This is a genomic window from Pseudomonas sp. R151218B TE3479, assembly GCF_053629195.1.
Window position 1 is genome coordinate 3,080,941 of record NZ_JBRJHV010000001.1, and the last position, 20,035, is coordinate 3,100,975.

Sequence of the window (20,035 nt, forward strand, 5' to 3'; positions counted from 1 at the left end):
CGTTGCACTCGTCAGCTCCTACAGCTCCTACACGCGATCAAAGTATTGAGAATGAGCAGCCCAGGCTGCTCTTTTGCTTTATGAGAGAACATCCATGAACGCCGTTGAAACCCGCATCCAAAAGCTGCGTACCGAGCTGGATCAGCACAACTACCGCTACCACGTCCTCGATGAGCCAAGCATTCCCGATGCCGAGTACGACCGCCTGTTCCACGAGCTCAAGGCCCTGGAAGAGCAGCATCCGGAACTGGTCACCAGCGACTCCCCGACCCAACGGGTCGGCAGCGTGGCGCTGTCGGCGTTCAGCCAGGTGCGCCACGAGATCCCGATGCTCAGCCTGGGCAATGCCTTCGACGAAACCACCATGCGTGAATTCGACCGGCGGGTGACGGAAGGTCTCGACCTGCCCATGGGCGACTTGCTGGGCGGTGGCGCGGCGGTGGAGTACAGCTGCGAGCCGAAGCTTGATGGCCTGGCGGTCAGCCTGTTGTACCAGGACGGCATGCTGGTGCGCGGCGCCACGCGCGGTGACGGCACCACGGGCGAGGACATCAGCGTCAATGTGCGCACCGTGCGCAACATTCCCCTCAAGTTGCAGGGCACTGGCTGGCCACCGCTGCTGGAAGTGCGCGGCGAGGTGTACATGTCCAAGGCCGGCTTCGAGCGTCTCAACGCCACGCAGTTGGAGGCGGGCGGCAAGACGTTTGCCAACCCGCGCAACGCGGCGGCCGGCAGCCTGCGTCAGCTCGACTCCAGGATCACAGCCAACCGTCCCCTTGAGTTCTGTTGCTACGGCATCGGCCAGGTGACGTCGGACATCGCCGACACCCACATCGGCAACCTCAAGCAACTCAAGGCCTGGGGCATGCCCATCAGCCGTGAGTTGAAGCTGGCCCACGGTATCGATGAATGCCTGGATTACTACCGTGACATCGGCGAGCGGCGCAACGCGTTGCCCTACGAGATCGACGGCGTGGTGTTCAAGGTCAACAGCATCGCTTCCCAGCGCGAACTCGGTTTCCGCGCCCGGGAACCGCGTTGGGCCATCGCCCATAAGTTTCCCGCCACTGAAGAACTCACCGAGTTGCTGGACGTCGAGTTCCAGGTCGGCCGCACGGGGGCGGTGACTCCGGTGGCCCGCCTCAAGCCGGTGAAAGTCGCCGGCGTGACCGTGGCCAACGCCACCCTGCACAACATGGACGAAGTGGCGCGCCTGGGCGTGATGATCGGCGACACCGTGATCATCCGCCGCGCCGGGGATGTGATCCCGCAGGTGGTGCAGGTCGTCACCGAGCGCCGTCCGGAAAACGCCCGCCCGGTGGAGGTGCCCCAGCAATGTCCCGTCTGCGGCTCCCATGTCGAGCGCACGCAATTGATCAAGCGCAGCAAGGGCCGCGAAACCGTCAGCGAAGGCGCGGTGTACCGCTGCGTCGGTCGCCTGGCCTGTGGCGCGCAACTCAAGCAGGCGATCATCCACTTCGTCTCGCGTCGGGCCATGGATATCGAGGGCCTGGGCGAGAAGAGCGTCGAGCAACTGGTGGATGAGGGGCTGGTGGGTTCGCCTGCCGATCTGTATGCCTTGACCTTCGAACAGGTAGTCGATCTGGAAGGCTTTGCCGAACTGTCGAGCAAGAACCTGCTGGCCGCCATCGTCGACAGCAAAAAACCAAGCCTGGCGCGGTTTATCTACGCCCTCGGTATTCCGGACGTGGGCGAAGAGACCGCCAAGGTCCTGGCGCGCTCCCTCGGTTCGCTGGAGCGTGTGCAGGCGGCCTTGCCTCAAGTGCTCACGTACTTGCCGGACGTCGGTCTGGAAGTGGCTCACGAGATTCACAGCTTCTTTGAAGACCCGCACAACCGCCAGGTGATCAAGGACCTGCTGCGCCATGGCCTCGAGATCCAGGACCAGGGCGAGTTGGGCGCCGAGTTCTCCGCCAGCACCACCCTGGGTGGCTTTCTCGACAAGCTGCACATTCCTTCGGTGGGGCCGGGCGGGGCGCAGAAACTGGCGGACAAGTTCGGCTCGCTCGAAGGGGTGATGGACGCCGATTGGCTGGACATGCGCCAGGCGCTGCCGGAAAAGCAGGCCAACTCTGTACGCGAGTTCTTCGCCATCGCCGCCAACCGTCAGCAGGCCGAAGCGGCGCAACAGCAGTTGCGCGACTTCGGTATGCACTGGCAAAGCGAGAAGAAAGTCGTCGAAGGCTTGCCCGAGGCCGGGCACACCTGGGTGCTGACCGGTTCGCTGGAGCTGATGAGTCGTGACGTCGCCAAGGACAAGCTGGAGAGCCTGGGGGCCAAGGTCGCCGGTTCCGTGTCGGCGAAAACCCATTGCGTGGTGGCCGGGCCGGGGGCGGGTTCGAAGTTGACCAAGGCCAATGAGCTGGGACTCAAGGTGCTCGACGAAGCGGCGTTCGTGGCTTTTTTGAGTCAGCATGGCATCACGGTTCAATCGTGAGGGCATCCTCTGTGGCGAGGGAGCTTGCTCCCGCTCGGCGGCGCAGCCGTCGTAAAACCTCCTGACGCGGTCCGTCTGATAGGTTGAGTCGTTCCGATTGGGGCGGCTGCGCCACCCAGCGGGAGCAAGCTCCCTCGCCACGGTTTATTCGGTGTTGTGACGCAGTGCGGGGGAACGATCCGACACGGAGCATGATCTAGTCTTGCAGGCTCCAGGGAGAGATCGCCATGTACCGCTTCTTCGAACAATTGAGTTCACGCATCGCCGCACCGTTCATGGGCGACCGGTCGCGCAACAGCAAGGTGTGGTCGTGTCGTTGCGGCCAGTCCCTGTTTTTTCGCAACAGCCAGTGCCTGGCCTGCCTGGCGGCCCTGGGGTATCAACCCGAGCAGAGTCGCCTGTCGTCCTTGCAACCCGCTGAGCAACCCGGCACCTGGACACTGGATGCCGACCCGCAAGCCGGGCTGTTCCGCCGTTGCGCCAACCTCGACACCCCGGCCGCCTGTAATTGGCTACTGCCGGAGAATGGGCGCGATACCCTGTGCATCGCCTGCAGCCTGAACCGCACCATCCCCGACCTGTCGATTCCGGAAAATCCTGAGCGCTGGCGCAAGGTCGAGACCGCCAAGCGTCGGCTGGTCGCGCAACTGATTACCTTTGGCTTGCCGGTCATCCCGAAAACGGTCGACGAAAACATCGGCCTGGCCTTCGACTTCATCGGCGTCGACCCCGACGGCAAATCGCCGATGACCGGCCATGCCAGCGGGCTGATCACCCTCGACATCAAAGAGGCGGACGATGCCCATCGTGAGTACGTGCGCCAACAGATGCGCGAGCCGTATCGCACCTTGCTCGGGCATTTTCGTCATGAGGTGGGGCATTACTACTGGGATCGGCTGATTGCCAACAGCCACTGGCTCGAGGCGTTTCGCGAGTTGTTCGGCGACGAGCGCGCCAGCTACGCCGAAGCCCTGGAACGCCACTACCAGCAAGGCGCGCCGCTGGATTGGCAAACCCGCTACGTCAGCGCCTACGCCACCATGCACCCTTGGGAGGACTGGGCGGAAACCTGGGCCCATTACCTGCACATGATGGACGCGGTGGACACGGCCCTGGGCTTCGGCATGAGTGCCCGGGAGATGGATTTCGACTACCAGCCGTTCCCGCCCGAGACCTTGTACGATGCCGAGCATGCAGGCGGTGCGGCTTTCCTCTCGTTCGTCAACGCCTGGATCGAACTGGCCGGCATGCTCAACGAATTGTCCCGCAGCATGGGCCAGCCGGATTTCTACCCATTCGTCGTACCGGCGGCGGTGATCACCAAACTGCATTTCATCCATCTGGTGATTCAGGAAGAGGGTGGGCGGGCGGATGAAGTGCTGGCATAACATCGCTCTTGCGATCAATGTTGCTCGCCAAAGATAGAGTCGATTATCGATAAGAAGTCGAGGCGGTTAAAGTAATGCCATTTGTTTTGAAAGTGGTTTTGTATTCACGCTTTGTTTTACCCTGAAGTCGCCATGGATGATGGCTGATTTTATTAGGGAGAATATTATGCAATACAATGAGATGGATAAAACGACGACAATTCCCAATGCGCCCCGCAGGCTTTCCCAGGCAGGGCAAAGTCGATACAGCATTATATTGGCTTGGCAAATCTCGGATAACGTCCGGCCCGACCAGGTTGCAGCTCATGCGTTCAAAGTGACTGCAGCGGCAAATGGGCAGGCGCAGTTTGTTCCTGCAACCTCAGTAAAACCAGACGGGCGCGGCTGGTATCGGCATGAAATAAGGGTCAGTGGGGGTACCCAGCCAGTATCTTTCAATGTTCAAGTTCGGGCTCAGGCCCTGAACGGCGAGTATGGGCCGTTCTGTCCAGTGGTTGTCTGTAATACTTCGTCGTGATTGGAAGATAGGCAAGAACGCCTGCTGTTTTTAAGAGTCGTCATTGCTTTTGTCGCTATATATTGAAACTGAAAGTGATCAATGGTTACCAGCGTATGTACTTGGCTGTTGCCGATGATTTAATCTCGACAATGTTTGAGGGGCACCCTTGCGGTGTTCCTCACGGACCTGCTTGGGGGAGCGAGCATGCTCGCCAAGCGGTGGCCAAGCCCGTCCCCCTGTCCGAATGCCCCGACATTCTCGCGAGCGAGCGCTGCTCCCACAGCAAGTGCTTGAGCGCCTTCAGTTTTTATCCGTCGTGAACGGTTGTAACTTCTTGTCAGATAGGTACAATGGCGCGGCTCGCCGTCAGGCGGGCGTCGTTATGGTGACCCCATCGGTCCCCCCGCAACGATTACCCGTGAACCTGGTCAGATCCGGAAGGAAGCAGCCACAGCGGGAACATTGTGTGCCGGGGTGTGGCTGGTGGGGTTGCCTCCATAACGCCCAAGCCTTCATTCGCAAGGTTTGCCAACTTCAAAATTTCTTGTTGTTTTGCTGATCGATACCGATCGGTCCTTTCTGCTGCCCAGGCTTTGGCCGGACAAGGCAATCGAGCGTCAACGTCAACAAGCAGGCCGGTCCTGTGCGCCGACAGGACCGGATCCTATAGTCAGTACTGAGCCTTCACATACTCGGCAATCGGTTCTTGCAAAAGATCCTGTGGATGATCCCCGCCGAAAGTCGCCCATTTGCTTTTACCGGACAAGATCGCAGACCCCAGCGGCTGTGCGCCAGTCGGGCCATAAATAGCGAGCTTCACTTCAATCTTGTCGGGGAGGCCCGACCATTCCGTGGCGCGTTCTTCCCAGTGCAGGATTTCCGGGATGACGTAGTAGCCCGAAGGACTGTTTTGTCTCAGGCAGCTCAATTCACGGCACGCGCCCACTACCGTCACACGGTTGGTGTAATAAGAGAAGGCCGTCTTGACAGCGGCGGCTGTCATATCGCCGGAGGCAGGGTAGGGCGTCGTTTCGTAGCGGCCGTCGACCGGTATGGCGATGGTGACGGGCAATTGCCGATCAAGTTTCCCCGGGTTGGGGAACACGTCTTGTTGCGCGTATTTGGCGGTGCAGCCGGTGGCGAGTATCGAGACAAGAATGATCGAAAGTTTATGCACGGAGTCCCCTGGGATTTTGTTGTGTCGACGAGTCGGTAGGCGTCATAGGGACGCAGGAATCAGCGCGTTGATAGTCCGGGTTCGCGGCAAGCGATGTCAACGTGGCATTATGTCTTGCGTCACCCTCGGAATTGGGCAAGCGGGCAAAGAGAAGCCCAGCCGGTCTCCCATCGACAGGCCAGGCTTCTCTTTCACTGCGTCAAGGCTTGGACAAGGCCTGGTCGACCGCTGCGATCAGCTTTCCCAGGTCCTTCGGGGTGGCTTTGTGTATGACACCGAACAGGTACGCCCGCTGTTCGTCCTCATCGGCCATGTCGGCAAAAAAGGCCTTCAGCTGCACATCCAGCACGTTGGCAAGCAGGAACAAGGCTTCGACGCTGGGGGTGTAGGTGCCGGTTTCGAAGCGGCTGATGGTTTTAGGATCAAAACCGGTTTTTTCGCCAAGTTCAGCCTGAGTAAGCCCCGCTACTTTGCGGTAGCGTCTGATGGCCGGACCCAAACTTGAAATTTGCATCGCTTAATTCCCATTTAGAATCAAGAACTTAACGATAGATTTTCGCATTAGGCAACCGCGTGATCCATCACCTTGCTTTGCAAAATGTGATGTGTTTCGTAGAATCGGCCTTTGGCACGGGTATTTGGTGACCTGCTTTTCGAAGCCGAGGTGTGTGCAGGAGCCGGGCCTTGTGTTCTTGCCACGATACAAGGCAAGGGCTGAAGCTCTCCTTTGGCATCGCCAGGGCCCGCGCTCCAGCTTCTCTCAGAGTGTTTGAGCCTAGTTGATTTTCGCCTGTCCTGAAGGCGGTGCAACCGCGCGCGACAAATGAGCCTGACTCATGGATGACTGCTTCGATGGATAAGAAGTACCGCAGGGCTGTTGACGCCGCCGCGATTTTTTCCGAGACCGATCTGAGCGGGCGCATCACCTACGTCAACGATCAATTTTGCAGTCTTTTCGGTTACCGGCGCGATGAGCTGCTGGGCGCGAACCATCGCCTGCTCAATTCCGGCCAGCACCCTGGCGAGTTCTTCAGCGCCATGTGGCGCACCATTGCCCTGGGCCAGGTCTGGAAAGGGGAGATCTGCAACCGGGCCAAGGACGGTACGCTGCACTGGGTCGACACCACCCTGGTGCCGGTGGTCGACGACCAGACAGGCCAAATCGAGCGTTATCTGGCGATTCGCTTCGACGTCAGCGAAAAGCGTCGCCTGCTGCATTCGTTGCAATGGCGGGTCGGTCACGATGTGCTGACCGGTCTGCCCAATCGTACTTACCTGTCGGATCTGCTGGACCAGGCCCTGGAGTTTTCCCGAGCGGAAAACCTGCCCCTGGCGGTGTGCATGCTCGATCTTGATGGCTTCAAGGCGGTCAATGACGGCTATGGTCACGCCAGCGGTGATCGACTGTTGGTGGAGGTCGCCAGGCGCCTGCGCAGCATTGTGCGTGGCGAGGACGTGGTGGCGCGGCTGGGCGGGGACGAGTTCGTGCTGGTGCTGCGCCATGTGCGTGGGATGGAAGAGCTGCATGCCGCGTTGAACCGGGTGTTGATCGCCGTCTCACTGCCGTATGCCATTGACGGCAAGGACATCAAGGTCTTCGCCAGTATTGGCGTCACGTTGTTCCCGTGGGACAACGAAGACGCCGAGACCTTGTTGCGTCACGCCGACCAGGCGATGTACGTGGTCAAGCAAAGCGGTCGCAATCGTTTCCACTTGTTCGATGTATCCCGGGACAAGGAGGTACGGGCCACTTACCAGACGGTCGAGCGAGTCCGCCAGGCCCTGGCCGATAACGAACTGCGGCTGCATTTCCAGCCCAAGGTCAATATGCGTCATGGCACCGTGGTCGGCCTGGAGGCGCTGCTGCGCTGGAAGCATCCGCAACGTGGCCTGGTGCCGCCTCGGGAGTTCTTGCCCCTGGTGGAGGAGACTGACCTGATCGTCGAGATCGGCGAGTGGGTCATGGAACAGGTCTTGACCCAGTTGCAACAGTGGCAGCAAGCGGGGCAGGGCTGGCCGGTGAGCATCAATATCTCGGCGCGGCATTTCCAGCGGGCGGATTTTGTCGAGCGGCTGCGACAGGTGTTGGAGCGGCATTCGGCGGTGCCGCCACGGCTGTTGGATCTGCAGATTGTCGAGTCCGTCGCCGTGGAGAACCTGGCCCATGTCAGCGCCTGCCTCCAGGCATGCCAGGCGCTGGGCGTGGGGTTTTCCCTGGGCGGTTTCGGCACCGGCCACTGCTCGCTCAACGACCTCAAGCACCTGCGCACGCAAACCATCAAGATCGACAAGACCTTCGTGCGCGACATTCTCGATGACCGCGACGACCTGGCGCTGACCGAGGCGGTGATCGGCCTGGCTCGGGCATTTGGCCGCGAGGTGGTCGCCGAAGGGCTGGACAGCCTGGAGCATGGCCAACTGCTGCTGAGCCTGGGCTGCGAGGTGGCACAAGGTTATTTCATCGCCCGGCCCATGCCGCCCGAACAGGTGCCCGGCTGGGTACAGGGGTTCGTCCCGCCGTCGCAATGGCAACAGCGGCCAGGCGATCAGGGCGAGGACGCCTCGCTCTCGGCGCGCGATGCTTCACTGCGGCCGGTGTAGAGCTGGATGATCGCGTCGATTTCCCCGGACGTCTTCATGTTCAGCAATGTCCTCAAAATTCGCTGTGCGGGAATGTTCGGATCGTTGCGTACATAACAGCTCAACAGCTGTTCCTGCAGGACAGCCACCTCATGGAGTTGGCGATCAGCGGTATGGCGTTGATTGAACCAGTCCAGCGCCCATTGGCTACTGATCCCATAGCGATAACGCCCGGCCAGCAGTTTCGCCAGCACTTGTTCCTGGCTGCGGGCATCGTCGCGGTGCAGTTGACCGGCGTCGAACAAGGGTTGCAAGGTCGGATAGCTATAGCCGAGCACTGTGCCGATGGGTTGGGGCGATAGCGTTGTTGGCGTTACCGTCGCGGGTGTGCTGGTCGTGGCGACGAGCAGGTCACGTTGGAAAAACAACGGGATGCTCCACAGATAATCACTATTGTCCTTCACCCAGTCAGGGCTGACATAGCAACGCAAGTCGATCTCGCCGTGTTTCATGGCGCCGTCGAGCCGGGCGCGGGAGAGAACGTGGAATTGCGCCGGCTTTCCTATCTGGGTAGCCAGGCTGGTCATGATGTCGGGAATGATGCCCTGGGTCGGGCGGCCTCGTTCGATCTGCACCAGGGGCATCGCCCAGCCATCGGTAATGGCGAAACGCAAGGGGCCTTCCTCGGCAAGACAACTGGTACTCAACAACAGCAAAGCCCCCATGGCTGAGCGCATAAACTCTCCTGACTGTGTAAAACCCTGTCGACAACGAGGCCCTTGGCCTAGCTTAGTCACAATAGACGAGCACACCGGATGCAATTTCGCCCCTGCTCCGCTAGCATTAGCCGCTTATGTTCCTTCGTTGCGACGGTTTTCGATGAGTTATCAGGTTCTTGCACGTAAATGGCGTCCGCGCTCGTTCCGCGAAATGGTCGGCCAGACCCATGTGCTCAAGGCTCTGATCAATGCCTTGGACAGCCAGCGGCTGCATCACGCCTACCTGTTCACCGGTACCCGGGGCGTGGGCAAGACCACCATCGCGCGGATCATTGCCAAATGCCTGAACTGTGAAACCGGTATTACTTCGACACCTTGTGGCGAGTGTTCGGTCTGTCGGGAAATCGACGAGGGCCGCTTCGTCGACCTGATCGAGATCGACGCCGCCAGCCGCACCAAGGTCGAAGACACCCGCGAACTGCTCGACAACGTGCAGTACGCCCCGAGCCGTGGGCGCTTCAAGGTCTACCTGATCGACGAAGTGCACATGCTCTCCAGCCACTCCTTCAATGCGCTGCTCAAGACCCTCGAAGAACCGCCGCCCTACGTCAAGTTCATCCTGGCGACCACCGACCCGCAGAAACTTCCTGCAACGATTCTGTCGCGGTGCCTGCAGTTCTCCCTGAAAAACATGACGCCGGAACGGGTGGTCGAGCACCTGACCCACGTATTGGGCGTCGAGAACGTGCCATTCGAAGACGATGCGTTGTGGCTGCTGGGCCGCGCCGCCGATGGTTCGATGCGCGACGCCATGAGCCTGACCGACCAGGCTATCGCTTTCGGTGAAGGCAAGGTCATGGCCGCCGATGTTCGAGCCATGCTCGGCACCCTTGACCACGGCCAGGTCTATGACGTCTTGCATGCACTGATCGAAGGCGATGCGAAGGCGCTGCTCGAGGCGGTGCGTCACCTGGCCGAGCAGGGGCCGGACTGGAATGGCGTACTCTCGGAAATCCTCAACGTGCTGCACCGTGTCGCCATTGCCCAGGCTCTGCCTGAAGGCGTCGACAACGGCCATGGCGACCGTGATCGCGTACTGGCCCTGGCCCAGGCGCTGCCGGCCGAAGACGTGCAGTTCTATTACCAGATGGGCCTGATCGGCCGTCGTGACCTGCCCTTGGCACCGGATCCGCGAGGCGGCTTCGAAATGGTCCTGTTGCGAATGCTGGCGTTCCGGCCAGCCGACACGGCGGACGCCCCGAGGCAAACGCTAAAGCCAGTGGGGATCAGCCAGGCCACAGCTGATTCCGCCAAGCCAGTGGCTGCCGCGCCCGTCGTTGCGCCGGCAGCAGTGGCACCTGTAGCCCAGCCGGCGCCTGTCGTCGCGACGCCCGAGCCGGAACCCGAGCCGGTCGTCGAGGCGCTGCCCGAGCCCGTCGCCGAAGAAGTCGTCGACCTGCCTTGGAACGACCCGGTCGAGCCGCAAGTGGTCCAGCAGCCGGTCGTCGAGCCCGTATTGGAAACCGTCGCCGAGCAGCCTGAGTTGCCGCCGATGCCCCTGCCGACGCCCGACAGCGTGGTGCCCGATGCGCCGGAATGGGTCGCAGCGCCCGTGCCCGAGCCGACGGTGGCCGACGTCTATATCGCTACGCCGGGCATCGACCTGGACGACGAGCCGCCGCTGGATGAGGATTACATCGAACCGGATATGGATTCGGCGTACAGCTACCTGGACGACCTGGCCAGCGAGCACGCCGCTGAGCCGGCCCCGGAGCCCGAGCCGGAGCCGGCGGCGATGCCGGCCACTGGGCTGGCCCTGCAATGGCTGGAACTGTTCCCTAAACTGCCGATCAGCGGCATGACCGGCAGCATCGCCGCCAACTGCACGCTGATGGCCGTGGAAGGCGACCACTGGCTGCTGCACCTGGACCCGGCCCACAGCGCACTGTTCAACGCGACCCAGCAACGTCGCCTCAACGATGCGCTGAACCAGTACCATCAGCGCACCCTGACGCTGACCATCGAGCTGATCAAGCCCGAGCAGGAGACTCCGGCCCAGGCCGCATCCCGCCGCCGTGCCGACCGTCAGCGCGAAGCCGAGGAGTCGATCCACGGTGATCCATTCATCCAGCAGATGATGCAACAGTTCGGCGCCGTGGTCCGTCACGATACTATCGAACCTGTCGAGGCCCCGGTCACCCAGGGCTCATAACTGAAGGCGCCGGGCCGAATGGGCCGGGCGTGTTGTTTATCCAAGTACTTTCGAGGTGATTCCCATGATGAAAGGTGGCATGGCCGGCCTGATGAAGCAGGCGCAGCAGATGCAGGAAAAAATGGCCAAGATGCAGGAAGAACTGGCCAACGCCGAAGTCACCGGCAAATCCGGTGGCGACATGGTGACCGTGGTCATGACCGGTCGTCACGACATCAAGCGTGTCAGCATCGACCCAAGCGTGGTCGAAGGCCTGAGCGAAGACGACAAGGAAATGCTCGAAGCCCTGTTCGCCGCTGCCGTCAATGACGCGGTGCGCAAGATCGAAGCCAACAGCCAGGACAAGATGTCTGGCATGACCGCTGGCATGCAACTGCCACCGGGCATGAAACTGCCGTTCTGATTCGCCATCCCGGTCGGGATGGGCTACACCCAATGCCAGGCATCGCGCCTGGCATTTTTATTTCTGGCCCAGATACAGCGTTGGATGTCCGGCCGCTATCGCGAGCAAGCTCGCTCCCACACTGGATTGAAGTCTTCCTCAATTGTGAGGTGCGTCGCAGGTCCTATGTGGGAGCGAGCTTGCTTGCGATGCGACCATTGCGGTCCAACCGAACAAACATCGAACGCCGCCCCCTCGGCCATGGTCTGCTCCCTATACGTGCCACTCAACGATCAAGGAGACGCTTCCATGTCACAAGCATCGACCACCAGCCAACGTATCGTCCTGGCCTCTCGCCCCCATGGCGCCCCGACCCCGGACAATTTCCGCCTTGAACAGGTAACGCTGCCTGACCTGCAGGAGGGTCAGATCCTGCTCAAGACATTGTTCCTGTCCCTGGACCCCTACATGCGTGGGCGAATGAGCGACGCACCTTCCTACGCCGCGCCGGTGGAAATCGACGAGGTGATGACCGGCGGCGCTGTCAGCCGTGTAGAGCGTTCCATGCACCCGAAATTCCAGGAAGGTGATCTGGTGGTGGGCGCCACGGGTTGGCAGAGCCACAGCATCAGCGATGGGCGCAACGTGATGCCCATCCCGTCCGGGCTGCCTAGCCCGTCGATGGCCTTGGGTGTATTGGGCATGCCGGGTATGACCGCTTACATGGGGCTGATGGACATCGGCCAGCCCAAGACCGGGGAAACCCTGGTGGTCGCGGCCGCCTCGGGTGCCGTGGGCTCGGTGGTCGGCCAGGTGGCGAAGATCAAGGGCCTGCGTGTCGTCGGGGTCGCGGGCGGCAGCGAGAAATGCAAATACGTGGTCGATGAGCTGGGCTTTGATGCCTGTGTCGATCACAAGAGCGCCAATTTTGCCGAGGAACTGGCGCAGGCTTGTGACAAGGGCATCGATATCTATTACGAAAACGTCGGCGGCAAGGTCTTCGATGCCGTCGTGCCGTTGCTCAACGCCAAGGCGAGGATCCCGCTCTGTGGCCTGATCGCCTCCTACAACGATCATCAAGCACCGAGCGGTCCGGATCGCTTGCCGCAGCTGCAGCGTACCTTGCTGACCAAGCGCGTGCGGATCCAAGGGTTTATTGTGTTCGACGACTACGGTGACCGTCAGCCTGAGTTCATCAGTGCCATGGCCCCTTGGGTGCGCGATGGCAAGATCAAGTTCCGTGAAGACGTGGTCGATGGTTTGGAAAATGCGCCGCAGGCGTTCATCGGCCTGCTGGAAGGGCGCAACTTCGGCAAGTTGGTGGTGCGGGTCGCGCAGGATTGAGTATTTGACGCTAATCGGAGGCGCGGGTATAAACCGCGTCTCGTTGTTATGTCGGACATTTCCTCCATGAGCTTCAGCCCTTTGATTCGCCAACTGATCGATGCCCTGCGAACGTTGCCGGGTGTGGGTCAGAAAACTGCCCAGCGCATGGCGTTGCAATTGCTCGAGCGTGATCGCAGCGGCGGTTCGCGCCTGGCCCAGGCCTTGAGCCAGGCCATGGAAGGTGTAGGGCATTGCCGTTTATGCCGCACCCTCACCGAAGACGACCTCTGCCCGCAATGTGCCGACCCGCGTCGGGACGACACCTTGCTCTGCGTAGTGGAGGGGCCGATGGATGTGTATGCGGTAGAGCAGACCGGTTTTCGTGGCCGTTATTTCGTGCTCAAGGGCCATTTGTCCCCGCTCGACGGCTTGGGGCCGGAAGCCATCGGCATTCCACAGTTGGTCGCGCGGATCGAAGAAGCGGGCACGTTCACGGAAGTCATCCTCGCCACCAACCCGACGGTCGAAGGCGAAGCCACCGCCCATTACATCGCCCAACTGCTGAACAACAAAGGCCTGGTCGCCTCCCGCATCGCCCACGGCGTGCCTTTGGGCGGCGAGCTGGAGCTGGTTGATGGCGGGACGCTGGCGCATTCGTTCGCGGGGCGCAAGCCGATCGCCTTGTAACAGCTACCCATACCCTGTGGGAGCGAGCTTGCTCGCGATAGCGGTGGATCAGTCAATATCCCTGCGACTGATAAACCGCCATCGCGAGCAAGCTCGCTCCCACAGGCTCGATGGTTGCCTGCCCATTATTTTTCGCTGAGGGAGAACTGCGTCAGGCAGAACGTCGGGATCCCCATGTCTTCCAGGCGTTGGGAGCCGAGCAGTTCCGGCAAGTCAATGATCGCTGCGGCCTCGTGGACCTTGGCGCCCATGCGGCGGATCAGGTTGGCGGCGGCGATCAGCGTGCCACCAGTGGCGATCAGGTCATCGAACATCACCACCGAATCCCCCTCGCACAGGCTGTCGGCATGCACTTCAAGGAAGGCTTCGCCGTATTCGGTCTGGTACCCCTCGGCCAGTACATCGGCCGGCAGCTTCCCTTGCTTGCGGAACAAGACCAGCGGTTTATTCAACTGATAGGCCAGGATCGAACCGATCAGGAAACCGCGGGCATCCATCGCGCCAATGTGAGTGAACTCGGCCTCGACATAGCGGTGGGCGAAACTGTCCATGACCAGGCGCAGGGCAGTCGGGGATTGGAACAGTGGGGTAATGTCGCGAAAGATCACGCCGGGCTTGGGGAAATCGATCACGGGGCGGATCAGGGATTTGATGTCGAAGGAGTCAAAGACCATCGTGGAGGTGTCCTGGCAGGGCTGCAAACGCGGCAGTATAGCGCGGCGAGGAAAATCCCTCAGCCGCGCTGGTTCATCAACCGTCGATCGAGCCGCCGGCCAGGGCGCAGAGCTGGATCGGGTCGAGGATGTGAATTTCCTTGCCTTCGGCGGCAATCAATTCGTTCTGCTGGAAACGGGTGAACACCCGGGACACGGTTTCCACCGCCAGGCCCAGGTAATTGCCGATTTCGTTGCGCGACATGCTCAGGCGGAACTGGTTGGCCGAGAACCCGCGGGCGCGGAAGCGTGCCGAGAGGTTGACCAGGAACGTGGCGATGCGCTCGTCGGCGGTTTTTTTCGAAAGCAGCAGCATCATCTGCTGATCGTCACGGATTTCCCGGCTCATGACCCGCATCAACTGACGACGCAGTTGCGGCAATTGTATGGCCAACTCATCCAGGCGGTCGAAGGGGATTTCGCACACCGAGGTGGTTTCCAGCGCCTGGGCCGAGACTGGATGGCTCTCGGTGTCCATGCCGGACAGGCCCACCAGTTCGCTGGGCAGGTGGAAACCGGTGAGCTGCTCTTCGCCGCCATCGCTCAAGTTAAAGGTTTTCAAGGCGCCCGAGCGCACCGCGTAGACGGAATCGAAGGTGTCACCCTGGCGAAACAGGAATTCACCTTTTTTCAACGGACGGCCCCGTTTAACGATTTCGTCCAGCGCCTCCATGTCCTCCAGATTCAATGAAAGTGGCAGGCACAGGGGAGCCAGGCTGCAATCCTTGCAGTGGGCCTGGTTGTGGGCGCGCAGTTTGACTGGCTCGGACATTTCTTCAATCCTTGTGGGAAAACACACATAAGCCGTAAGGGTACCCCAGCGTAGACACTCCGGCCAGTGCGGTTTCGTCGTCAAATTGTCGCGCTCAGATAACCCGAGAGAAGCGCTGCCGGTTGTGCTGCTCCAGATAGGCATCGAAGACCATGCACACGGATCGCACCAGCAGGCGCCCGGCGGGCAGGACTTTGATGTGCGTGTTGTCGAACTCGATCAGACCGTCCGAGGCCATGGCCCGCAATTGCGGCCATAACGGCGCAAAATATCCGCCAAAATCGATATTGAAGGTTTGCTCGATCTCGGCGAAGACCAGGTTGAAATGACAAATCAATTGCTGGATTACCGCACGCCGCAGTCGGTCGTCGGCGTTGCATACCCAGCCGCGACTGGTTGCCAGCTGCCCGTCGGCGAGGGTGTTCTGGTAATGGTTCAGGTCGCTGCTGTTCTGGCAGTACAGGTCGCCGACCTGGCTGATGGCCGATACGCCGAGGCCGATCAGGTCGCAATGGCCATGGGTGGTGTAGCCCTGGAAGTTGCGCTGTAACGTGGCCTCTTCCTGGGCGATGGCCAGCTCGTCGTCGGGCAGGGCGAAGTGGTCCATGCCGACGTAGCGGTAGCCGGCGGCGGTCAGTTGTTCGATGGTGCCCTGCAGCATCGCCAGTTTCTGCTCCGGGTTCGGCAAGTCCTGGCTGTTGATGCGTCGCTGGGGCATGAAGCGTTCCGGCAAGTGGGCGTAATTGAACACCGAGAGCCGGTCCGGTTGCAGGCGGATGACCTCCTCGACGGTGCGGGCGAAGTTGTCCGGAGTCTGCTTGGGCAGTCCGTAGATCAGGTCAATGTTGATCGACCGGAATTGCAAGGTTCGGGCGGCCTCGACCACAGCGCGGGTTTCTTCCAGGCTTTGCGGGCGATTGACGGCACGCTGCACCGCTGGGTCAAGGTCTTGCAGGCCGATGCTGACCCGATTGAACCCCAGTTCACGCAATAGCCCCATGGTCGACCAGTCGGCTTCCCGGGGATCGATCTCGATGCCGTAGTCGCCGGAGTCTTCGTCCAGCAGGTTGAGGTGCTTGCGCAGCGTGGCCATCAGTTGGCGCAGCTCGTCGTGGCTGAGGAACGTCGGTGTGCCGCCGCCAAAGTGCAACTGTTCCACGGGCTGGGTCGGGTCCAGGTGGCAGCCGATCAACTGGATTTCCTGTTCCAGGCGTTGCAGATAGGCGTGGGCGCGGCCACGATCCTTGGTGATGACCTTGTTGCAGGCGCAGTAGTAGCAGATGTTCGCGCAGAACGGCACGTGTACATACACCGACAGTGGCCGCCGGGCCTTGCGGCTGTCACGCAGGGCATGGAGCAGGTCGAAGGTGCCCACCTGGCCGCCGAACTGCGCCGCAGTCGGGTACGAGGTGTAGCGTGGTCCCGCCAGGTCGTAGTGGCGGATCAGGTCTGAATCCCAACGGATGGCGTCGAGCATGCGGGTGTTCCCCGGGTAGGCTGGCATGGGGCGAGTCTAGGGGGGGAGGTGCGGGGTGGTCTTGATTTGTGTCAACAGGCTCGCTGCGCAGAAGGGTGTGCAAGGCTTTTGAAGACGATACATGACCTGTGGGAGCCGAGCTTGCTCGCGATAGCGGCGGCACATCCAACGCGGATGTCAGCTGAACCACCGCCATCGCGAGCAAGCTCGGCTCCCACATTCAGTGGCCCATGAGCCAATGTTGATGCGGCCCCGGCAGTGTCCAGATCCCGAAAACAATCACCAACAGCCCACCGGCCATGCGCACGCTGCGTTTACGCAGCAGGGCGGTGATACGCTCGGCGGCCAGGCCAGTGGCGAGCAACACCGGCCAGGTGCCCAGGCCGAAGGCGAGCATCAGCAGGGCGCTGTCCAGGGCATTGCCCTGGCTGGCGGACCATAGCAGGGTGCTGTAGACCAACCCGCACGGCAGCCAGCCCCATAGGGCACCCAGCAGTAAGGCCCGGGGCAGGCTCGACACCGGCAGCAAGCGGTTGGCGACGGGTTGGATGTGCCGCCACAAGCCACGCCCCACACTTTCAATGCGGGTCAGGCCGCTCCACCAGCCCGCCAGGTACAGGCCCATGGCAATCAACAGCAAGCCGGCCAGCACCCGCATGATCATCGCTGCTGGACTGTTGGACACGGCCCAACCGGCCAGGCCGATCAGCAGCCCGGCGGTGGCATAGCTCAGGATTCGCCCCAGGTTGTACGCCAGCAGCAACCGAAAGCGCCGGCTGCGCTGTTCCTTGGGAATCGCCAGGGTCAGGGCGCCCATCAGGCCGCCGCACATGCCCAGGCAATGGCCGCCGCCCAATAGGCCAAGGATAACGGCTGAAACCAGCAGTGGCGCCAGGTCAAGCATGGGGTGGGGCCTTGTCGTCCGGCTTGCGGACCTCGCCACTGGCTTCGTCCACCGCCGCCTTGTGGTTCGGATCCTGATCGTCGAACAGGATGCTATGGGCCGGACCGTCGAGGTCGTCGTACTGTCCGCTGTCCACGGCCCAGAAGAAAATGTACACGGCGATGGCCACGATCAGCAGCGCGGCCGGGATCATCACGTAAAGAGCTGGCATGTTGGAACTCCATGCCCGCGCGGCTCAGGCCGGCAGCGGGCGGGTATCGGGCGTGGCGGTGAAAACCTGCGCCCTGGGCTGACGCGTCAGCCTCAGGGCATTCAACACCACGGTCAACGAACTGATGGACATGCCGATCGCGGCCCACACCGGTGTAATCCAGCCGAGGGCGGCGAACGGCAACATGAGGCCATTGTACAGTCCTGCCCACACCAGGTTCTCGACGATCACCCGGCGAGTGCGTCGAGCCAGGTCGAAGGCGTGGATCAGGGCGTCGAGGCGGTTGGACAGCAGCACGGCGTCGGCGCTGGTCTTGGCCAGATCGGTGGCCGAGCCCATGGCGACACTGATGTCCGCCGCCGCCAGCACGGGCACGTCGTTCACGCCATCGCCGAGCATCAGCACCTTGCGGCCCTGTTGGTGCAATTGCTGCAACACCGCCAGTTTGTCGTCCGGGCGCAGGCCGCCCCGGGCCTCGTCGATGCCCAGTTCGGCGGCGACGCTGGCAACCATCGGCGAACTGTCGCCCGACAGCAGCAGCGTTCGCCAGCCCCGCGCCCTGCAGGCCGCCAGCAGGGCCGGGGCGTCGGCGCGCAAGCGGTCATCGAGGACGAACCAGGCCAGCGGCCCGAGCTCATCGCCCAGCAACAGCCATTGCCCGGCTTCGTCCGGCATCTGCGGTATGGCGGCGCCACTCAGTTCGCAGACAAAACCGGGCTGGCCGATGCGCAGGCGTCGTTCGGCCACGAGGCCTTCCAGCCCCAGCCCCGGGGTGCTTTGCACCTGCTCAGCGGCCATTGGCGCGCGGCCAAAAGCACGGGCGATGGGATGTTCCGAGCGGTTTTCTAGGGCCGCCGCCAAGCCCAGGCAGTGATCGCTGTCGAGGGCCGCCAGTGGCCGAATGGCGCGCAACGCCAGGCGGCCTTCGGTGAGGGTGCCGGTCTTGTCGAAAATGACCGTGTCGATCTGGTTCAGGCCCTCCAGTACATGGCCGCGCGTGAGCAGCAGGCCAAGTTTGTGCAAGGTGCCGGTGGCTGCGGTGAGGGCGGTCGGCGTGGCGAGGGACAATGCACAGGGGCAAGTGGCGACCAGCATCGCCAGGACGATCCAGAAGGCCCGCGAGGCATCCAGTTGCCACCACAACAGGCCGATGGCCGCCGCCGCGACCAGGGAGAACAGCAGGAACCACTGGGCGGCGTGATCGGCGATCTCCGCCAATCGCGGTTTCTCGGCCTGGGCCCGTTCCAGCAGGCGAACGATGGCCGACAACCGGGTGTCTTGCCCGAGGGCCAGCACCTCGACGGTCAAGGCGCCTTCGACGTTCAGTGTGCCTGCGGTGACCGCATCGCCCACCTGCCGAGGTTGGGGCAGGTATTCACCGGTCAGCAGGGATTCGTCGATGCTGGACTGCCCCTCGAGGATTCTGCCGTCAGCCGGCAGGACCGCCCCGGGATGCACCAGCACCCGGTCACCGGTGCGCAATTCGCTGAGCAGGATGCGTTCGCTCTGGCCATCGTCCGCCAGGCGCAGGCACGAGGCCGGTAACAGATTGACCAGCTGGGCGGTGGCGGCGGCCGTGCGCTCCCGGGCCCGGCGCTCCAGGTAACGGCCGGCCAGCAGGAAAAGGGCGAACATGCCCACGGCATCGAAGTACAACTCGCCAACGCCAGTGATCGATGTCCAGATCCCGGCAATGTAGGCGCTGCCAATGGCCAGGGACACCGAAACGTCCATGGTCAGGTGGCGGGTGCGCAGGTCGCGCATGGCACCTTTGAAGAACGGCGTGCAGCTGTAGAACACGATGGGCGTGGTGAGAAACAAGGCGACCCAGCGCAGGATGGTGTGCATCTCCGGGCTCAGGTCGATGTTGAATTCCGGCCAGGTGGCCATGGTCGCCATCATCGCCTGAAACCACAGCAACCCGGCCACGCCCAATTGGCGCAGGGCCAGGCGGTTTTGCGCGGCGAGTTGCTCGCACGCCTGGTCGGCCTGGTACGGGTGGGCGACGTAGCCGATCTGGCGCAACTCGGCGAGCAGCGTGCTCAGCGGCAACTGGGCGTCGGCCCAGCGCACGTGCAGGCGATGATTGGACAGGTTCAACCGCGCCTCGGCCACGGCCGGTAGGCTGCGCAGCTGTTTTTCGATCAACCAGCCGCAGGCGGCGCAACTGATGCCTTCCATCAACAGAGTGGTTTCGGCCAATTCGCCCTCATGACGCACGAACGACTGCTGCACGTCAGGGCGATCGTACAGCGCCAGTTCGTCGATCAACTGGACGGGCAGGGTCTCGGGATTGGCCGACGCTTCACTGCGATGCAGGTAATAGCTTTCCAGGCCACCGGCGACAATGGCCTCGGCCACCGCCTGGCAGCCCGGGCAGCACAGCTCGCGGGTTTCACCGAGGACAACGGCGGTGAAGCGACTGCCAGGGGGGACGGGCAGGGCGCAGTGGTAGCAGGGCTGTGGAGTGGTCATGGTTGTGGCATGAAGGCCTGGCATAGTGGGCTTGCAAGGGGTACACGAACTGTAG

General features: G+C 61.9%; 17 protein-coding genes and 1 other RNA gene. 9 read left to right on the forward strand and 9 right to left on the reverse strand.

Annotated elements, in window-relative coordinates:
- Positions 1-94: 94 nt before the first annotated feature.
- From ligA to ffs, 4 genes are all read left to right on the forward strand, one after another.
- Positions 95-2,458, forward strand: a complete 2,364-nt coding sequence (ligA, locus tag AB7M32_RS13690) for an NAD-dependent DNA ligase LigA (RefSeq protein ID WP_454250205.1) — start codon at positions 95-97, stop codon at positions 2,456-2,458.
- A gap of 227 nt (positions 2,459-2,685) precedes the next feature.
- Positions 2,686-3,846: a zinc-binding metallopeptidase family protein gene (locus AB7M32_RS13695; RefSeq protein WP_454250206.1), complete on the forward strand. Its 1,161-nt coding sequence runs from the start codon at positions 2,686-2,688 to the stop codon at positions 3,844-3,846.
- Positions 3,847-4,012: 166 nt separating this feature from the next.
- Entirely contained in the window at positions 4,013-4,363 is a 351-nt protein-coding gene (locus tag AB7M32_RS13700; protein WP_146139220.1) for a hypothetical protein, read from the forward strand.
- A 374-nt stretch (positions 4,364-4,737) separates the two neighbouring features.
- An RNA gene (gene ffs / locus AB7M32_RS13705) (signal recognition particle sRNA small type) lies at positions 4,738-4,834 on the forward strand.
- A gap of 181 nt (positions 4,835-5,015) precedes the next feature.
- Here ffs and AB7M32_RS13710 read toward each other — a convergent pair.
- Positions 5,016-5,522, reverse strand: a complete 507-nt coding sequence (locus AB7M32_RS13710) for a DUF4823 domain-containing protein (RefSeq protein ID WP_454250207.1) — start codon at positions 5,520-5,522, stop codon at positions 5,016-5,018.
- 199 nt (positions 5,523-5,721) lie between these two features.
- Positions 5,722-6,036, reverse strand: coding sequence for a helix-turn-helix domain-containing protein (locus tag AB7M32_RS13715; RefSeq protein WP_053120652.1), 315 nt, complete (start codon positions 6,034-6,036; stop codon positions 5,722-5,724).
- A gap of 338 nt (positions 6,037-6,374) precedes the next feature.
- On the opposite strand from AB7M32_RS13715, the gene AB7M32_RS13720 reads away from it, so the two are divergent.
- On the forward strand, positions 6,375-8,123 hold the full coding sequence (locus AB7M32_RS13720) for a putative bifunctional diguanylate cyclase/phosphodiesterase (protein ID WP_454250208.1): 1,749 nt from the start codon (positions 6,375-6,377) through the stop codon (positions 8,121-8,123).
- Here AB7M32_RS13720 and AB7M32_RS13725 read toward each other — a convergent pair.
- Positions 8,069-8,839, reverse strand: a complete 771-nt coding sequence (locus AB7M32_RS13725) for a substrate-binding periplasmic protein (protein ID WP_454250209.1) — start codon at positions 8,837-8,839, stop codon at positions 8,069-8,071. The two genes, AB7M32_RS13720 and AB7M32_RS13725, sit on opposite strands and share 55 nt — an antisense overlap.
- Before the next feature lie 142 nt (positions 8,840-8,981).
- Here AB7M32_RS13725 and dnaX point away from each other — a divergent pair, with 142 nt between their 5' ends.
- The 4 genes from dnaX to recR all read left to right on the forward strand — a co-directional run bounded on the left by dnaX (position 8,982) and on the right by recR (position 13,428).
- Positions 8,982-11,033: a DNA polymerase III subunit gamma/tau gene (gene dnaX / locus AB7M32_RS13730; RefSeq protein WP_454250210.1), complete on the forward strand. Its 2,052-nt coding sequence runs from the start codon at positions 8,982-8,984 to the stop codon at positions 11,031-11,033.
- Between the two features lie 64 nt (positions 11,034-11,097).
- On the forward strand, positions 11,098-11,436 hold the full coding sequence (locus AB7M32_RS13735; protein ID WP_003183512.1) for a YbaB/EbfC family nucleoid-associated protein: 339 nt from the start codon (positions 11,098-11,100) through the stop codon (positions 11,434-11,436).
- A gap of 288 nt (positions 11,437-11,724) precedes the next feature.
- Positions 11,725-12,759, forward strand: a complete 1,035-nt coding sequence (locus AB7M32_RS13740) for an NADP-dependent oxidoreductase (protein ID WP_072407874.1) — start codon at positions 11,725-11,727, stop codon at positions 12,757-12,759.
- 66 nt (positions 12,760-12,825) lie between these two features.
- Positions 12,826-13,428: a recombination mediator RecR gene (recR, locus tag AB7M32_RS13745; RefSeq protein ID WP_072408033.1), complete on the forward strand. Its 603-nt coding sequence runs from the start codon at positions 12,826-12,828 to the stop codon at positions 13,426-13,428.
- 125 nt (positions 13,429-13,553) lie between these two features.
- Here recR and AB7M32_RS13750 read toward each other — a convergent pair whose 3' ends face one another.
- The 6 genes from AB7M32_RS13750 to AB7M32_RS13775 all read right to left on the reverse strand — a co-directional run bounded on the left by AB7M32_RS13750 (position 13,554) and on the right by AB7M32_RS13775 (position 19,980).
- A complete protein-coding gene (locus tag AB7M32_RS13750; RefSeq protein WP_003183509.1) occupies positions 13,554-14,102 on the reverse strand; it encodes an adenine phosphoribosyltransferase in 549 nt (182 codons plus the stop codon).
- Positions 14,103-14,178: 76 nt separating this feature from the next.
- Positions 14,179-14,913 (reverse strand): fumarate/nitrate reduction transcriptional regulator Fnr, encoded by a 735-nt coding sequence (fnr, locus tag AB7M32_RS13755; protein WP_072407872.1) that lies wholly within the window; start codon positions 14,911-14,913, stop codon positions 14,179-14,181.
- 94 nt (positions 14,914-15,007) lie between these two features.
- Positions 15,008-16,390, reverse strand: a complete 1,383-nt coding sequence (gene hemN / locus AB7M32_RS13760) for an oxygen-independent coproporphyrinogen III oxidase (protein ID WP_454250211.1) — start codon at positions 16,388-16,390, stop codon at positions 15,008-15,010.
- Positions 16,391-16,610: 220 nt separating this feature from the next.
- Positions 16,611-17,294 (reverse strand): sulfite exporter TauE/SafE family protein, encoded by a 684-nt coding sequence (locus tag AB7M32_RS13765; protein ID WP_072407868.1) that lies wholly within the window; start codon positions 17,292-17,294, stop codon positions 16,611-16,613.
- Complete coding sequence (gene ccoS / locus AB7M32_RS13770; RefSeq protein ID WP_092326950.1) at positions 17,287-17,505, reverse strand: cbb3-type cytochrome oxidase assembly protein CcoS; 219 nt, start codon at positions 17,503-17,505, stop codon at positions 17,287-17,289. The genes AB7M32_RS13765 and ccoS overlap by 8 nt, the downstream gene beginning before the upstream one ends.
- A gap of 24 nt (positions 17,506-17,529) precedes the next feature.
- Complete coding sequence (locus tag AB7M32_RS13775) at positions 17,530-19,980, reverse strand: heavy metal translocating P-type ATPase (protein WP_454250212.1); 2,451 nt, start codon at positions 19,978-19,980, stop codon at positions 17,530-17,532.
- Between the last annotated feature and the right edge of the window lie 55 nt (positions 19,981-20,035).

Coding starts and splice junctions, on each gene's coding strand:
- ligA (WP_454250205.1), top strand. CDS start 95: ATGAACGCCGTTGAAACCCGCATCCAAAAGCTGCGTACCGAGCTGGAT.
- AB7M32_RS13695 (WP_454250206.1), top strand. CDS start 2,686: ATGTACCGCTTCTTCGAACAATTGAGTTCACGCATCGCCGCACCGTTC.
- AB7M32_RS13700 (WP_146139220.1), top strand. CDS start 4,013: ATGCAATACAATGAGATGGATAAAACGACGACAATTCCCAATGCGCCC.
- AB7M32_RS13715 (WP_053120652.1), bottom strand. CDS start 6,036: ATGCAAATTTCAAGTTTGGGTCCGGCCATCAGACGCTACCGCAAAGTA.
- AB7M32_RS13720 (WP_454250208.1), top strand. CDS start 6,375: ATGGATAAGAAGTACCGCAGGGCTGTTGACGCCGCCGCGATTTTTTCC.
- AB7M32_RS13725 (WP_454250209.1), bottom strand. CDS start 8,839: ATGCGCTCAGCCATGGGGGCTTTGCTGTTGTTGAGTACCAGTTGTCTT.
- dnaX (WP_454250210.1), top strand. CDS start 8,982: ATGAGTTATCAGGTTCTTGCACGTAAATGGCGTCCGCGCTCGTTCCGC.
- AB7M32_RS13735 (WP_003183512.1), top strand. CDS start 11,098: ATGATGAAAGGTGGCATGGCCGGCCTGATGAAGCAGGCGCAGCAGATG.
- AB7M32_RS13740 (WP_072407874.1), top strand. CDS start 11,725: ATGTCACAAGCATCGACCACCAGCCAACGTATCGTCCTGGCCTCTCGC.
- recR (WP_072408033.1), top strand. CDS start 12,826: ATGAGCTTCAGCCCTTTGATTCGCCAACTGATCGATGCCCTGCGAACG.
- AB7M32_RS13750 (WP_003183509.1), bottom strand. CDS start 14,102: ATGGTCTTTGACTCCTTCGACATCAAATCCCTGATCCGCCCCGTGATC.
- fnr (WP_072407872.1), bottom strand. CDS start 14,913: ATGTCCGAGCCAGTCAAACTGCGCGCCCACAACCAGGCCCACTGCAAG.
- hemN (WP_454250211.1), bottom strand. CDS start 16,390: ATGCTCGACGCCATCCGTTGGGATTCAGACCTGATCCGCCACTACGAC.
- AB7M32_RS13765 (WP_072407868.1), bottom strand. CDS start 17,294: ATGCTTGACCTGGCGCCACTGCTGGTTTCAGCCGTTATCCTTGGCCTA.
- ccoS (WP_092326950.1), bottom strand. CDS start 17,505: ATGCCAGCTCTTTACGTGATGATCCCGGCCGCGCTGCTGATCGTGGCC.
- AB7M32_RS13775 (WP_454250212.1), bottom strand. CDS start 19,980: ATGACCACTCCACAGCCCTGCTACCACTGCGCCCTGCCCGTCCCCCCT.